This window comes from Gilvimarinus gilvus (assembly GCF_030518155.1).
GTDB lineage: Bacteria > Pseudomonadota > Gammaproteobacteria > Pseudomonadales > Cellvibrionaceae > Gilvimarinus > Gilvimarinus gilvus.
On record NZ_JAULRU010000836.1, the window covers coordinates 40,799 to 55,739 of the forward strand.

Genomic DNA, 14,941 nt, shown 5'->3' on the forward strand with positions numbered 1-14,941 from the left:
CTACGAGAAAACTATTGGGAATGAGACTATGTCTGACAAATATGATGTGATTGTAATTGGTTCTGGCCCCGCCGGATATGTAGGGGCCATCCGCTGCGCTCAACTGGGCTTGAAAACCGCTTGTATTGAAAAGTGGAAAGACAAAGACGGCAAGGGCATCAATGGCGGTACCTGTTTGAACACAGGTTGCATTCCATCTAAGGCGCTGCTCGACAGCTCTCAGAAATATCATTACGCCGAAGTAGGCTTTGCTGGCCACGGTATCAGCACTGGCAAACTGGCGATTGATGTACCCGCCATGATTAAGCGCAAAGAGGCGGTTGTTAAGCAAATGTCAGGCGGTGTTGCTGGCTTGTTTCAGTCCAACAAAGTCAAAAGCTTATACGGCACAGGTAAGTTGTTGTCTGGCAAGAAAGTTGAGTTTACCGATAACGACGGCAAAACCAGCGTTCTGGAAGCGGATAATGTCATCCTGGCCTCCGGTTCTATTCCGGTAAATATCGGTGTAGCCCCCGTTGACAACGACGTAATTGTGGATTCAACCGGCGCGTTGGAATTCCAGGAAGTGCCTAAGCGTTTGGGCGTGATTGGCGCCGGTGTTATTGGCCTTGAACTGGGTAGTGTTTGGAAGCGTTTGGGATCTGACGTTGTACTGCTAGAGGCTATGGATAGCTTTTTGGCCATGATGGATCAGCAGATTGCAAAAGAGTCGCAAAAGATTTTTACCAAACAAGGTTTGGATATTCGCCTGAGCTGCCGCGTAACCGGCACTGAAGTCAAAGGCAAAGGAAAGACAAAAGAAGTTGAAGTTACCTATACCGATAAAGACGGTAATGAGCAAAAAGAAGTGTTCGATAAGCTTATTGTGTGCGTTGGCCGTAAGCCATTCACCGAAGGTCTGTTGTCCGAAGACAGCGGTGTGAATCTGGACGAGCGTGGTTTCGTATACGTTAATGATTTGTGCTCTACCGATGCCCCCGGAGTATGGGCGGTAGGTGATGTAGTGCGCGGACCGATGTTGGCCCATAAAGGCTCGGAAGAAGGCGTTATGGTTGCCGAGCGTATAGCCGGTCAGAAGCCTCTCGTGAACTACGATATTATTCCTAATGTAATCTACACTCACCCTGAAGTGGCGTCTGTGGGTAAAACCGAAGAGCAACTGAAGGCCGAAGGTGAAGAATACGAAGTAGGTACCTTCCCGTTTATGGCGGTAGGTCGTGCGGTAGCCTCAGACGAAGCTGAGGGTATGGTGAAAATCATCGCACATGCTAAAACTGACCGGGTGTTGGGCGCTCATATTGTAGGTCCTGCGGCATCCGACTTGGTTCAGCAAGTTGCTATCGCGATGGAATTCGGTTCCAGCGCTGAAGATATTGGTATGACTGTATTTGGTCATCCGACTTTCTCTGAGGCGGTTAAAGAAGCCGCTCTGGCCGTAGGTGGGCACGCTATTCACATGCCTAACCGCAAGCGTAAGAAATAATTATTCCAACAATGAAAAATGCAAATCCCCAGGTGACAGCTTGTGGGATTTGTGATTGCAGGTATTGAGCCACAACATCTGTAGTCGGGAAGAAAAGTAGGGGCGAGGTCGCACAAAACGCGAGCTCGCTGTCGTTATTCAATTCACGTTAACGAACGGAAAAGTATCATGAATCTGCATGAGTACCAAGGCAAACAGTTGTTTGCACAATACGGTTTGCCCGTGTCCACAGGTGTGGCTGCACAGACGTCAGCAGAAGCCGTTGCAGCGGCCGACACAATCGGCGGTGACGAGTTTGTCGTAAAGGCCCAGGTACACGCCGGTGGCCGCGGTAAGGCCGGTGGTGTAAAACTGGTTAAATCAAAGAGCGAAATCGAAGCCTTTGCCAAGCAGTGGCTGGGTAAGAATTTGGTTACCTACCAAACAGATGAAAAGGGTCAGCCTGTTAGCCGCATTTTGGTAGAGAGCTGTACCGATATTGATCAGGAATTGTATCTGGGCGCTGTCGTTGATCGTTCCAGCCGTCGCATTGTCTTTATGGCGTCGACCGAAGGTGGCGTTGAAATTGAGAAAGTGGCAGAAGAAACGCCTGAGAAAATCATCAAAGCGACCATCGACCCTCTGGTTGGTCCACAGCCTTATCAGGCGCGTGACCTCGCGTTCAAGCTGGGCCTGGAAGGCAAGCAAATTAAGCAATTTGTGCAGATCTTCATGGGTCTTGGCAAAATGTTTAAAGAAAAAGATTTGGCTCTGGTGGAAATTAATCCGTTGGTTATCACCCCCGCCGGTGACCTGCACTGTCTGGACGCTAAAGTAGGCGTTGATGGCAATGCTATGTACCGCCACCCCGATTTGCACGAAATGCACGATCCTTCGCAAGAAGATGAGCGTGAAGCGCATGCGGCTCAGTGGGAACTAAACTACGTAGCACTGGACGGTAACATCGGCTGCATGGTCAATGGTGCGGGTCTGGCTATGGGCACCATGGACATTGTAAAACTGCATGGCGGCCAACCTGCTAACTTCCTCGACGTAGGTGGTGGTGCCACCAAAGAGCGTGTGGTTGAAGCATTCAAAATCATTTTGTCAGATGACAACGTTCAAGCGGTGCTTATCAACATCTTTGGCGGTATCGTTCGCTGCGATCTCATCGCCGAAGGCGTAATCGGCGCTGTTGAAGAAGTCGGCGTAAAAGTGCCTGTAGTCGTGCGACTTGAGGGTAACAATGCGGAGCTGGGTGCTAAAGTATTGGCAGACAGCGGTTTGAACATTATTGCTGCGAACAGTCTGACTGACGCTGCCGAGCAAGTGGTTAAAGCAGCGGAGGGTAAATAAATGAGCGTTTTGATCAACAAAGATACCAAAGTTATTTGTCAGGGTTTTACCGGTTCACAAGGTACTTTCCACTCTGAACAAGCTATCGCTTATGGCACCAAGATGGTGGGTGGTGTAACGCCAGGCAAAGGCGGTCAAACTCACTTGGGTTTGCCGGTTTTTAATACTGTTGCTGAAGCCGTTGCTGAAACAGGCGCTACAGCGTCTGTTATCTACGTTCCTGCGCCATTTTGTAAGGACTCTATTCTGGAAGCGGCTAACGGTGGCATTAAGCTGATCGTTTGTATCACCGAAGGTGTGCCGACTATGGACATGCTTGACTGTAAAGTTAAGTGTGATGAGTTAGGTGTTACCTTGATTGGTCCTAACTGCCCAGGCGTAATCACTCCGGGTGAGTGTAAAATCGGTATTATGCCAGGCCACATTCACAAGCCAGGTAAGGTCGGTATCGTTTCTCGTTCTGGCACCCTGACTTATGAGGCGGTTAAGCAAACCACTGATTTCGGCTTTGGTCAGTCGACTTGCGTAGGTATTGGTGGTGATCCGATTCCAGGCTCTAACTTCATTGATATTCTGAAGTTGTTTCAGGAAGATCCGCAAACTGAAGCCATTGTTATGATTGGTGAAATTGGTGGTAGTGCTGAAGAAGAAGCCGCTGCATTCATCAAGGACAATGTCACTAAGCCGGTTGTGTCTTACATTGCGGGTGTTACCGCACCTCCGGGTAAGCGTATGGGGCACGCAGGTGCTATTATCTCCGGTGGGAAAGGTACCGCCGATGAGAAATTTGCCGCTCTGGAAGACGCCGGTGTTAAAACCGTGCGAAGCCTCGCCGGAATTGGCGATGCGCTGAAGGAACTGACGGGCTGGTAAGCCTTGTCAAGCGTGAAAAAGGCGGCCAATGGCCGCCTTTTTTGTACCTTTGAATGCGGCGCCAGCACATACTAAAAAGGTGTAAAAAGCCTTTTCTTTTGCCAAGAAGTGTGGGAAATTGCGCGTCTTTTATGGGCGTACAGCGCTCTTTCGGTCCTCAGAGGAGATGAGCGATTGAATGACTCTCAAGCTAACCTGTGGTCTGCCAAGCAATCGGCGGAACTCTACGGCATTGACGAATGGGGCAGCGGTTATTTTGGTATTAGCGACAACGGCAACGTTGAAGTGCGCGCCCAAGGTGATCACGGCCAGGTCGCGGTTCCGCTGACTGATATCATCGATGGCCTGTCACAGCGCGGGTTGCAAATGCCGGTGTTGTTGCGCATTGAAAACCTGGTGGACAGCCGGCTAAGTATTCTCAACGAATCTTTCGCTCACGCCATTGCAACAACGGGCTATCAGGGACAGTATCGCGGCGCTTTCCCCATTAAAGTGAACCAACAAAGCCATATTGTTGAGGAAATTGCCCGCTTTGGTGAGCGCTATAACCATGGGCTGGAAGCCGGCAGTAAAGCCGAACTTATGATCGCGATGTCGGTTTTGCAAAATCGCGAAAGTCTGATTATCTGTAACGGCTATAAAGACGCTGAATTTATCGATCTTGGACTGCAGGCTCGCAAGCTCGGTTTCAAATGTATTTTTGTACTGGAAACCGTAGCGGAAGTGAAGCTGGTAATCGAGCGCAGCCGCGCTCTGGATGTTGATCCGATTATTGGTGTGCGTTTGAAGCTTTCCACCAAAGTCGACGGGCATTGGGCCGAAGACAGTGGCGATCGCAGTTTGTTCGGGCTTACCACCAAGGAACTGGTTGAAATCATTGATCTGTTAAGAGCGGCCGAGCTAATCCATAGTTTGCAGCTTTTGCATTTTCACCTGGGCTCACAAATACCCAATATTCGCAACATTCGGGCGGGTGTTTTGGAGGCATGTCGATACTATATCGAGATGGTCGGTGAAGGCGCACCCCTGAGCTACATTGACCTGGGGGGCGGGCTTGCTATTGATTATGACGGTACCTCCAGTGTGAGTGGGCATAGCCGCAACTACTCTGTTGAGGAATATTGTGTCGATGTTGTCGAGGCAATTGCGCAGCAGTTGGACGCACACGAATTACCGCATCCTACTATCGTGACCGAGTCGGGCAGGGCGACAGTGGCGCATACTTCTGTGTTGCTTTTCAATGTGTTGGATGTGGGTCATTTTAACCCAGGCCCGATACCGGAGCAGCTCCCAGAGAAACTACACGAGCAAATTTCGAATCTCTGGTACACAGTGAAGGGCGTGAAGCTCGAGAAATTACAGGAATGCTATAACGACGTTATCTACTACCGGGATCAGGTGCGCGACTGTTTTTTCAGTGGTGAAATTAATCTGCGCGATCGGGCGTTTGCGGAAAATCTTTGTTTGGTTGGATTGCAAAAAATTGTCGAACTAATCCCACAAATGAAGCGAATTCCACCGGAGTTGGAGGAATTGCCAGAGCAGCTGGCCGATATTTATTACGGTAACTTTAGCGTGTTTCAGTCTCTGCCGGATTCCTGGGCTATTAACCAGGTTTTCCCGGTTATGCCTATTCACCGACTGGATGAAAAGCCGTCACGGCAGGCGACAATTGCGGATTTGACCTGTGACTGCGACGGTAAACTGGATAAATTTGCCGGCCCTGAAGGAGAAACCAATACTGTCTCTTTGCACCCGATCAATCCCGATGAAGAGTACTACCTGGGGGTATTTTTGGTGGGCGCCTATCAAGAGACGTTGGGCGATCTACATAATTTGTTTGGTGATACAAACGTCGCTAGCGTCAGAATAAACGGCGATGGCAGCCTCGATTTTGTCCATGAGCTGCACGGTGATAGTATCTCCGACGTGCTTAGCTATGTCGAATACGACCCGCAATCCATGTTTCGCCAGTTTCGTATGGCCGCAGAGCAGGCCGTTCGCGACGGTCGTATTACCGTTTCTGATCGGCAACAAATGCTGGCCGCCTACTCGGAAAGTCTGCGCGGTTACACTTACTTTGAACGATGAGCTCAAATCAGTAAAAGGACCTCAGAATTATGGCTAAAGTGATCATTATTGGAGCCGGCGGTGTCGGCAGTGTGGTGGCGCACAAGTGCGCTCAGTTGCCAGACGTGTTTAACGAAATTGTCCTGGCGAGCCGAACCGAGTCGAAATGCAAAGCAATAGCGGCCGACTTGCCCCGACCGGTGAAAACTGCACAGATCGATGCCGACGATGTGGCCGCGACTACAGCCTTGCTCAAAGCCGAGCAACCTGATTTGGTCATTAACGTGGCGCTGCCGTATCAAGATTTGGCGATTATGGATGCCTGCCTGGCCGCGGGTGTTGATTATCTCGATACCGCCAACTACGAGCCGCCAGAAGAGGCTAAATTTGAGTACAAGTGGCAGTGGGCGTATCAGGATAAATTTACCAGTGCAGGGCGTATGGCCTTGCTCGGCTCAGGGTTTGATCCAGGTGTCACCAACGTTTACACGGCATATCTGAAAAAGCACTATCTGGACGAAATACACTATCTGGATATTATTGATTGTAATGACGGGGATCATGGTCAGCCATTTGCCACTAACTTTAACCCCGAAATTAATATTCGGGAAGTAACGGCCAATGGTCGCTATTGGAGCAATGGCGACTGGCAAGAAACCGGGCCGCTGGAAGAGAATCGTTCTTTTGACTTTCCGGCCGGTATTGGCCCCAAGCAAATATACTTGATGTATCACGAAGAGCTGGAATCGATCACTAAGCATTTGCCTGAAATAAAACGCGCCCGCTTTTGGATGACATTCTCTGACAATTACCTCAAGCACTTAGAAGTGCTCGGTAATATCGGTATGACGTCGATTGAGCCGGTTGAATTCGAAGGCAAAGAAATTATACCGTTACAGTTTCTTAAAGCGCTGCTGCCAGACCCTGCCAGCCTCGGACCACTTACTAAGGGTAAAACGTGTATTGGCTGTATTGCCCGCGGAGTTAAAGATGGCGTAGAAAAAACGTATTACATCTATAATATTTGCGATCACGAAGAGTGTTACGCCGAGGTAAAGTCTCAGGCAATCTCATACACTACCGGCGTTCCCGCAATGATCGGAGCAAAAATGATGCTGGAGCGAAAATGGGCCGGAGCAGGTGTGTGGAATATGGAACAGCTGGACCCAGATCCGTTTATGGAAGACCTCAACAAGTACGGGTTGCCCTGGCAAGTGGTTGAGTTGAACGAGCAAACAGGAATGGAAGACTGAGCTATCAGTCAGTCGCCTAAAGCCCGTCACTGACGGGCTTTTTTCTAACAGGTACCCCAATGCAAAAACGCCGCTATTTCGATAACTTTGATGCCTCTCGTGTTCCGTCTCCATGCTTTGTTATAGATAGGGCGGCGGTGGAGGATAATTTAAAGATTTTGCATCGTGTCGGACACGAAAGCGGCGCTAAGGTTTTAGCGGCGTTAAAAGCATTCAGTTGCTGGTCTTTGGGGGATATGTTTCAGCAGTACTTGTCTGGCAGTTGCGCCAGCGGAGTCAATGAGGCCCGCTTGGCGCGGGAGTACTACGGTGGCGAAGTGCATACCTATTCTGCTGCCTACAAAGAGAGTGATCTGGTGCAGGTTCTGGCCTTGTCAGACCATGTTTTATTCAACTCTTTGTCTCAGTGGGAACGTTTTAAGCCTATGGCGCTTAAGGCTAAGGAGCAACGGCCGGGGCTGGCGTTCGGTCTGCGAATCAATCCTGAGCACTCTGAGGGTGAGGTAGCAATTTACGACCCTTGCGCGCCTAAGTCCCGAATGGGGGTTCCTCGTTCAGAGTTTGGTGAAAGCCTGCCAGAGGGTATTACCGGCCTGCATTTTCACACGTTGTGTGAACAGGATGTGCCGCCCCTGGCCAGAACCATTGAGGCGGTGGAAGAAAAGTTTCGCGAGTTTTTGGGCGAAGTGGAATGGGTCAATTTCGGCGGAGGCCATCATATTTCACGCGAAGATTATCAGGTTGATGAACTCATCGCGTTGATTCGCGGCTTTTCGGCAAAATACGACGTACAGGTTTATATTGAGCCGGGCGAAGCAACGGCTATTCGCAGTGGCGTATTGGTGGCTGAAGTACTGGACACCTTTGTCAGTACCGTACCGCAAGCCATCCTCGATACCTCGGCAACTTGCCACATGCCTGACACTCTGGAAATGCCTTACCGAGCTGAAATTCTCGGTGCCGGAGAACCCGCTGAAAAGCGCTATACGTATCGTCTCGGCGGTATGACCTGTCTGGCCGGCGATGTGATTGGCGACTACAGTTTCGACGCTCCTCTGTATATTGGGCAGCGTTTGGTTTTCGACGATATGGCGCACTACACCATGGTGAAAACAACCACGTTTAACGGAATTAACCTGCCAGCGATTGCACTGTGGGACTCTCGTACGGATCAATTGGAGGTGATTCGTCAGTTCGGCTATGAAGCGTTTAGAGATAGGTTGTCGTAGTGCATTGAGATGATTGCACTATCTGCAATCTAATTGTCATCATTCGCGCCTCAACTGCCTCTATAATGAACCTCACTTAGGGGAGGTTTATTTGAAAACACAGTTGTTGGCCATTGCAGGAGTCTCTGGCTCCGGTAAAACCTGTTTAGCGCGCTATTTAGCGGAACACTCCAGTGCGCTTAGTCAAGGCTCTGTTTGTGTCATTGCTCAGGATAACTATTACCACGATTATTCCGCCCGTAGCGATGCAGATCGCGCTCGTATTAATTTTGATCATCCCCATAGCTTTGACGTTCATGAATTGCTGTCAGATTTGACAGCACTTAAGTCAAATCGCACCGTCGCTATTCCGCAGTATGATTATGTCAATCATAAACGTAAGTCCGAGCGGAGCCAGCAGAAGCCGGTTGATTTGATTATTCTTGAGGGAATTTTGGCCCTACACTGGTCACAGCTGCGGGCGCTGACCGATTGTTCCGTTTATTTAAACACGCCACTTTCAATCTGTCTGGAACGGCGCTTGCTACGTGATACAAGCGAGCGAGGCAGGACTAGGGACTCAGTAATGACGCAGTATCGCCAGCATGTGTTGCCCATGTATGAGGCATATATTAGTGAGCAAGCCCAGTGGGCCGACATTCTTGTGGCTGATGGCGGAGCTAATCCGGTGGTGTTAAAGCAAATCAGGGAGAGGTTGTAAGTTTTGCAGGTACTCATCAGTGCACTGGGTATGGTCACTTTAATGGGGCTCGCCTACGGTTTAAGTGAAAATCGACGCGGTATTAATTGGCGCACTGTCATTGTGGCCTTTGTGGTTCAGTTCGGTCTCGGCGCTTTGGTGCTTTATTCCGCCTGGGGGCGCGCCGCTCTAAAACATCTTTCCGATGGTGTCTACGGCATTATTGGGTATGGCCGGGCGGGGATTGACTTCATGTTCGGCGAGTTGGCAAGCAGTTCTCTGGGGTTTATTTTCGCGTTCAATGTACTGCCGGTGGTCGTGTTTTTCGCTTCGTTTGTAGCGGTGTTGTATCACCTCGGCATTATGCAGTGGATAATCCGGTTGCTAGGCGGTGCGCTGCGATTTTTGTTGCAAACCAGCCGGGCTGAATCTTTGTCTGCAACCGCCAACATATTTGTCGGTCATACTGAAGCGCCGATGGTTGTCAAACCTTATCTGCCAACGATGACGCGCTCCGAGCTGTTTGCCGTAATGGTTGGCGGTCTGTCTACTGTAGCGGGGTCCGTGTTGGCGGGCTATGTCGGCCTTGGGGTTGATCTGAAATACTTATTGGCGGCCAGTTTTATGGCTGCCCCCGGTGGCTTTCTAATGGCGAAGTTGATGGTGCCTGAAACACAGACACCGTGCGACGATCTCAATATTTGTGAAGCGCACGCGACTAGCGCGAATGTGTTTGATGCCGCCGCCACTGGTGCCAGCGATGGACTAAGAATGGCCGCCAACATCGGTGCTATGCTACTGGCTTTTGTCAGCCTGATTGCCATGCTCAATGGTTTGCTGAGTTTGATTGGTGGCTGGGTGGGGATGGAGTACCTGAGCATGCAGTGGATTTTGGGAGGCTTGTTCCGGCCTCTGGCATTCTTGTTAGGTGTCCCTTGGGATGAGACCCGTCTCGTTGGTAGCTTGATAGGTCAGAAATTGGTTTTAAATGAGTTTGTCGCTTTTATTGATCTAGCCGCTAACAGAGAGGCATTGTCTGCCCGGTCTGAAGCTATTGCATCATTTGCTTTGTGTGGGTTCGCAAACTTTGGCTCTCTGGCGGTACTCTTGGGTGGTTTTGCAACGTTAGCACCGACACGCCGCGCCGAGGTGGCAAGCTTGGGGTTGAAAGCGGTGTTCGCAGGTTTTTTTGCCAATATGATGAGTGCGGCCATCGCTTCGATATTCGTCAGTTAAACCCGTAGGGTTTTTCCGTCTAAAAAATATAGATCTGCATATTCTGGTTGTATTGATTTTGTAGTCTGGTTGTATGGGGCTGTTTACGGTTCTCGTGTGCTGTCAAAAAGCGCATGGTGCCCAATGAGGCCGATAGTCACGATAGATGCCAAATGCTTCAGCGTGCTACTATGCGCTGCACAATGGCTAATGGAATTCACGTTGGGGAGTTAAGCTTCATGGCCGCGAAAGCAAAGGCGTCATTAAAAAAAGATACAAAGTTCGATCAACACTTTCATGTGTTGCACAATATTCATTTGCCGAAAGGCCAACATCCAGAAATTCGCCGCCTAAAGCGCGAGAGTGAAGAACCATCCTTGCATGGTAATAAGGTCTGGAGGTCCAGCGCAGTGTTGATGGACTATCTGCTGGAGAACCCGATTAAGAAGCGTGCAGGCGTAATGGAGATTGGCTGTGGCTGGGGCGGTTTAAGCTGTTTTATGGCAAAGCACTTTGATGCGAAAGTAACGGCACTCGATGCCGATGGCGCTCTTGCACCCTACGTAGAATTTGTGAAAACCCTGAATGCGGTTAAACGCGTAGAGTTTGTGACCCGTCGTTTTGAAAAAATAACCAAGAAAGATTTAAGTGGAATTCATACCTTAATAGGCAGTGAAATTTGTTTTTGGGATGAAATGACCAAGCCGCTTTACAATCTTATTAAACGAGCGCGGGCGGCAGGCGTTAAGAATATCCTGATTGCTGATCCCGGCCGAACGCCGTTTTTAAACTTGGTTGATCTGTGTGAAGATAAATTCGGGTGCGATCTGATTGAGCACCGAATCTCTAAACCGTGGAAAACATCAAAATTCATCCTGCAGGTCGACGGTAAATAGTCGGATTGTACCTTGTACGCTGGACAAGCAATGCCCCTATTGCTTGTTGCAGTCCCAGCACTTTAAAGGCCTGTCTGTGCTTGCTGACAGGCCCTCTCAAGCGGGAGCATTGTTGACTAACGATCCGACCACAAGGTGCAGTCGAGACACTGTGCGTATACAGTGTTAGCCTCGAGGCTGAGCGCGGGACTTATGCCCGCCGCCTGACTGAAGCTTTCGAGCGTGCTCAGAGATTGCTGAACACTCTCGGGTAAGGGCATAGTCACGTTTGAAAGCTGTTGCATAAATTGTTCGAACGGCGTGAGCGCGCGCTCGATGGTTTTAACGTCCCACTGTTTGAGTTCGGCATATTCGGCGGCAGCCTTGATGGTGTCGTCGAGCGTGCCCAGTTTATCCACCAAGCCTATTTCGAATGCTTTGGCACCACTCCAGACCCGCCCCTGACCGATTTGATCCACTTGCGCTTGTGTTAAGTCGCGGGCGTTGGCTACCGTTTTCAGAAAGCGTCGATAGGTTCCGTCGACTGTGCTTTGCAATACAAATGCCGCCTTTTCACTCATTGGCAGCGCAGGATTCATCGCGCCAGCGAGTGGGGTCGTGCCTATGCCGTCGGTGTGAATGCCGAGTTTTTTTAACGACTCGTTGAGCGTGGGAATGATGCTGTATACGCCAATCGAGCCTGTGATGGTACTCGGCAATGCCCAAATCTCATCGGCGCTGGTGGCGATCCAGTACCCACCCGAGGCCGCGACACTGCCCATGCTTACCAACACAGGTATACCCGAGTCGCGCACCATTTGAATTTCTGAGCGAATCACTTCCGAGGCAAACGCGCTGCCTCCGGGGCTGTCTATGCGCACCACCAGTGCCTTTATATCGCTGTCATCGCGCGCTTGGCGCAATAGCTTAACAAAAGTTTCACTGCCGACGGTGCCGGGTGGTTGTTCTCCGTCATAGATTGTTCCGGTCGCATTAATCACACCAATGTATGTTTTGCCCGGTAGTGGCAGTGGTTGTTGATGATGTAAGTAGCGATACCAGTTCACGGATTTGAAACTGTCGGCGTTGTGATCGTAGCCGAACTGATCAATCAATTCGGCGCGTATCTGCTGACGACTACTGACCTGATCGACTAATCCCGCCGCTAACGCCATTTGTGCCGGATCGCCTTGGGCGTCGGTAAGTTGCTGTTGTGTGTTGCGAATAAGATTGTCGACAGCGCCAACCGGCAGTGAACGTTGCGTTTCGATTCGGCTCGTGTACAAGTCCCACAAATGGTTTATCCATTGGGAGTTGTGCTCGCGTGAAGCGTCCGACATATCGTTGCGAATATAGGGTTCTACCGCATCTTTAAATTGTCCCGCACGGAAAATATGAAAGTTTAGTCCGAGGGTGTCGATCGCATCTTTGTAGTAGGTGCGGTAGCTGCCGAAGCCCGTGAGCATGACGTGTCCCATATCGTGCAGGTATATGTTGTCGGCGTGGCTGGCCAAGTAGTATTGGCTTTGACTGTATTGATCACTGATCGCTATGATCTGTTTCCCGCTATCTTTGAACGTCTGCAGCGCCAGGCCAATTTCATGCAGTTTACTGAGACCGCCTCCCAGTAAATGGTTTAAGTCCAGCACGATATGACTGACCCTCGAATCAGCCCGGGCTTGATCAATAGCGTTGACAACGTCCGTGACCAAGGTTTCTGATTCGTACTGATTGGTACCGCTAAGAGCCGCGAGAGGGGCCACGGGTTGGCGCTCATCGACCAGAAAGCCGCTTGGCGCTAAATACAAGGCAAACGAATCTGGCAACATATCCGTTTCGTGTTTACTGATGGCGACCACGATTACCACAATAATAACAAGAAGAATAATGTTCGCCAGGGCACGTCTAAGCCAGGTTAGCGCTCCCCAGATAAATGAAAATAATGCGCTAATAGGGTTTCGCGATGAACGTTTGTCACTCACTAAGAGAGTCCTTTCGTGGCCGGTTTAGGTGGATGAGGTAGGGTAGTGTTTTGTTCTACGGCCAGCAGGCTGTGCTGTCGCCAGCGACTGCCCATCATGGCGGCGCAAAACAAAACTGCGGTCACAACAACGCCAACAATATCGAGTGCGTCGGAATTAGGCGTCATGGCGCTGACCACAAAGCCGGTAAAATAAAAGAGTACGACGAAACAAAGCCAGCTGTAGGTTCGGTAGTGGCCTCGTACGCAACCGGGTATAAACAGCAGTACCGGTAGGGCCTGTATGCACCAACGTACCACGCTACCCGATGTTTCAGTCAAGCTGGCCCAAGTGAATATTAAACCGAGAACGATAAGGGAGGCGATGCAGATGAGTCGTGCCTGAGCGTACTTTCGCTGCAGAGGCGCTATGTCATTTTGAGTGTACAGTGGGATTTTCACTTTGTCGCTCCCATTTTAAGTGCCAATTTGGCCAGTCGGGCGCCTTGCGCAAAGCACAGCTGACGTTCGCTGTCACTCAACTGCGTCGCGCTGTCGCTCCAGTGGCTGGCGCCATAGGGCGTGCCTCCATGCCGGGTCTCATTTAGGCCCGCTTCGCTGTAGGGGATGCCCGTTACGATCATGCCGTGGTGCAGCAATGGCAGCATCATACTGGTGAGAGTGGTCTCCTGGCCGCCATGCAAGCTGCCAGTGGATGTAAATACTCCGGCGGGTTTGTCAATTAGGTCGCCGTTGAGCCACAAATCACTGGTGGTGTCGAGGAAGTATTTTAGCGGCGCAGCCATATTGCCAAAGCGGGTAGGGCTGCCGAGTGCTAGTGCACTGCAATACCTGAGGTCATCTTTAGTGCAATAGATTGCACCGTCTTGCGGGATCTCAGGCACGCTAGCCTCGCTGTCGGGCGATACCGGAGGGACAGTGCGCAGTTTGGCCTCTACCCCAGCGATTGCTTCAACACCGCGGGCGATGGCTTGCGCGAGCTCAGCGGTAGCGCCGCTGCGGCTGTAATACAGTACTAATACGTATGGGGTCACACAAGCTCCAGTACAGCTTCGGGTGGTCGGCCAATCACTGCGCGATTGCCCGCTACAACGATTGGCCGTTCAATTAATTTGGGGTACAGGTGCATGGCCCGAATAAGCTCATCGTCACCGAGGTCGGTATTGGCCAAATTTAGCTCCTTGTACACCGACTCTCCTTTGCGCAGTAGCTCTCGGGGGCTTATGGCCAGTTTTTTGACAAGTTCGCGCAAAGTCGCCTCGCTGGGTTTTTGCTCGAGATACTTAATAATTTCTGGCGTCACGCCCCGCTCCTCAAGTAGGCTGAGGGCTTGGCGCGACTTAGTGCAGCGCGGATTATGATAAATTTGCATAGAGACTGGGCTCAAGGTCTGGGTGTTTGCGCCGATTATATCGGTAAGCGGGGTGAGAAGGTAACCGCCATAACCCATCAAAATAGGCTAGAGTATTGCGGTAAGTGTTAAAAACCGTTTATTGTCTTGTGATTGAAGCGTACCTCTTAGCTATAATGCATACATTGTCTGACATGGATTCTTATACCCTCGATGAGTACACCGCTGTTAATTTGTGATGACTCGAAAATGGCTCGCAACCAGGTTGCCCGAGCCCTGCCTCCCGGATGGGACGTCGACATTACCTTCGCTACCAATGGTAAAGAGGCTGTGGAGGCCATTCGTGCGGGGAAAGGTGAAATGGTGTTTCTCGATCTCACTATGCCCGAAATGGATGGTTACGAGGTGCTGGAGGCTATTCAAAAGGAAAGCCTAAAGAGTGTCGTGATCGTCATTTCTGGGGACATACAACCCAGCGCACACGAGCGGGTCACAGGCTTGGGCGCGATCGACTTCATTAGAAAGCCCGTCAACGCCGACAAGCTGCAGGATACCTTGCGTCGCTTCGGCCTAATTTAGCCCGTTTGGGCATTTTCC

General features: G+C 50.6%; 14 protein-coding genes. 10 read left to right on the forward strand and 4 right to left on the reverse strand.

All coding sequences use genetic code 11. The features are described 5' to 3' along the window. The first annotated feature begins 28 nt into the window (after positions 1-28). From lpdA to QWI17_RS23325, 9 genes are all read left to right on the forward strand, one after another. On the forward strand, positions 29-1,483 hold the full coding sequence (lpdA, locus tag QWI17_RS23285) for a dihydrolipoyl dehydrogenase (RefSeq protein WP_302724937.1): 1,455 nt from the start codon (positions 29-31) through the stop codon (positions 1,481-1,483). A 168-nt stretch (positions 1,484-1,651) separates the two neighbouring features. Continuing rightward, on the forward strand, positions 1,652-2,818 hold the full coding sequence (gene sucC / locus QWI17_RS23290) for an ADP-forming succinate--CoA ligase subunit beta (RefSeq protein ID WP_302724938.1): 1,167 nt from the start codon (positions 1,652-1,654) through the stop codon (positions 2,816-2,818). Further along, positions 2,819-3,691, forward strand: coding sequence for a succinate--CoA ligase subunit alpha (sucD, locus tag QWI17_RS23295; protein WP_302724939.1), 873 nt, complete (start codon positions 2,819-2,821; stop codon positions 3,689-3,691). It abuts the gene before it with no gap. 174 nt (positions 3,692-3,865) lie between these two features. Further along, positions 3,866-5,782 (forward strand): biosynthetic arginine decarboxylase, encoded by a 1,917-nt coding sequence (gene speA / locus QWI17_RS23300; protein WP_302724940.1) that lies wholly within the window; start codon positions 3,866-3,868, stop codon positions 5,780-5,782. Between the two features lie 29 nt (positions 5,783-5,811). Further along, entirely contained in the window at positions 5,812-7,014 is a 1,203-nt protein-coding gene (locus QWI17_RS23305; RefSeq protein ID WP_302724941.1) for a saccharopine dehydrogenase family protein, read from the forward strand. Between the two features lie 59 nt (positions 7,015-7,073). Continuing rightward, positions 7,074-8,243, forward strand: coding sequence for a carboxynorspermidine decarboxylase (gene nspC, locus QWI17_RS23310; protein WP_302724942.1), 1,170 nt, complete (start codon positions 7,074-7,076; stop codon positions 8,241-8,243). Between the two features lie 91 nt (positions 8,244-8,334). Beyond that, complete coding sequence (udk, locus tag QWI17_RS23315) at positions 8,335-8,943, forward strand: uridine kinase (RefSeq protein ID WP_302724943.1); 609 nt, start codon at positions 8,335-8,337, stop codon at positions 8,941-8,943. A 3-nt stretch (positions 8,944-8,946) separates the two neighbouring features. Further along, entirely contained in the window at positions 8,947-10,158 is a 1,212-nt protein-coding gene (locus QWI17_RS23320) for a NupC/NupG family nucleoside CNT transporter (RefSeq protein ID WP_302724944.1), read from the forward strand. Between the two features lie 116 nt (positions 10,159-10,274). Next, positions 10,275-11,033 (forward strand): class I SAM-dependent methyltransferase, encoded by a 759-nt coding sequence (locus QWI17_RS23325; protein ID WP_302724945.1) that lies wholly within the window; start codon positions 10,275-10,277, stop codon positions 11,031-11,033. A 116-nt stretch (positions 11,034-11,149) separates the two neighbouring features. On the opposite strand, the gene sppA is transcribed toward QWI17_RS23325, so the two are convergent. From sppA to arsC, 4 genes are read right to left on the reverse strand one after another with little or no spacing between them, the layout of a single operon-like run. Continuing rightward, positions 11,150-12,994 (reverse strand): signal peptide peptidase SppA, encoded by a 1,845-nt coding sequence (gene sppA / locus QWI17_RS23330; protein WP_302724946.1) that lies wholly within the window; start codon positions 12,992-12,994, stop codon positions 11,150-11,152. Then, entirely contained in the window at positions 12,994-13,434 is a 441-nt protein-coding gene (locus QWI17_RS23335; protein WP_302724947.1) for a DUF2069 domain-containing protein, read from the reverse strand. Before QWI17_RS23335 ends, sppA begins: the two co-directional genes overlap by 1 nt. Beyond that, a complete protein-coding gene (gene wrbA, locus QWI17_RS23340) occupies positions 13,431-14,027 on the reverse strand; it encodes an NAD(P)H:quinone oxidoreductase (protein ID WP_302724948.1) in 597 nt (198 codons plus the stop codon). The genes QWI17_RS23335 and wrbA overlap by 4 nt, the downstream gene beginning before the upstream one ends. After that, on the reverse strand, positions 14,024-14,365 hold the full coding sequence (arsC, locus tag QWI17_RS23345; protein ID WP_302724949.1) for an arsenate reductase (glutaredoxin): 342 nt from the start codon (positions 14,363-14,365) through the stop codon (positions 14,024-14,026). Before arsC ends, wrbA begins: the two co-directional genes overlap by 4 nt. 192 nt (positions 14,366-14,557) lie before the next feature. On the opposite strand from arsC, the gene QWI17_RS23350 reads away from it, so the two are divergent. Next, positions 14,558-14,923, forward strand: coding sequence for a response regulator (locus QWI17_RS23350; RefSeq protein ID WP_302724950.1), 366 nt, complete (start codon positions 14,558-14,560; stop codon positions 14,921-14,923). The last annotated feature ends 18 nt before the right edge of the window (positions 14,924-14,941 follow it).

What these genes read in the sequence shown, in the direction of transcription:
- lpdA (WP_302724937.1), top strand. Translation starts at nt 29, where the DNA reads ATGTCTGACAAATATGATGTGATTGTAATTGGTTCTGGCCCCGCCGGA.
- sucC (WP_302724938.1), top strand. Translation starts at nt 1,652, where the DNA reads ATGAATCTGCATGAGTACCAAGGCAAACAGTTGTTTGCACAATACGGT.
- sucD (WP_302724939.1), top strand. Translation starts at nt 2,819, where the DNA reads ATGAGCGTTTTGATCAACAAAGATACCAAAGTTATTTGTCAGGGTTTT.
- QWI17_RS23305 (WP_302724941.1), top strand. Translation starts at nt 5,812, where the DNA reads ATGGCTAAAGTGATCATTATTGGAGCCGGCGGTGTCGGCAGTGTGGTG.
- nspC (WP_302724942.1), top strand. Translation starts at nt 7,074, where the DNA reads ATGCAAAAACGCCGCTATTTCGATAACTTTGATGCCTCTCGTGTTCCG.
- arsC (WP_302724949.1), bottom strand. Translation starts at nt 14,365, where the DNA reads ATGCAAATTTATCATAATCCGCGCTGCACTAAGTCGCGCCAAGCCCTC.
- QWI17_RS23350 (WP_302724950.1), top strand. Translation starts at nt 14,558, where the DNA reads ATGAGTACACCGCTGTTAATTTGTGATGACTCGAAAATGGCTCGCAAC.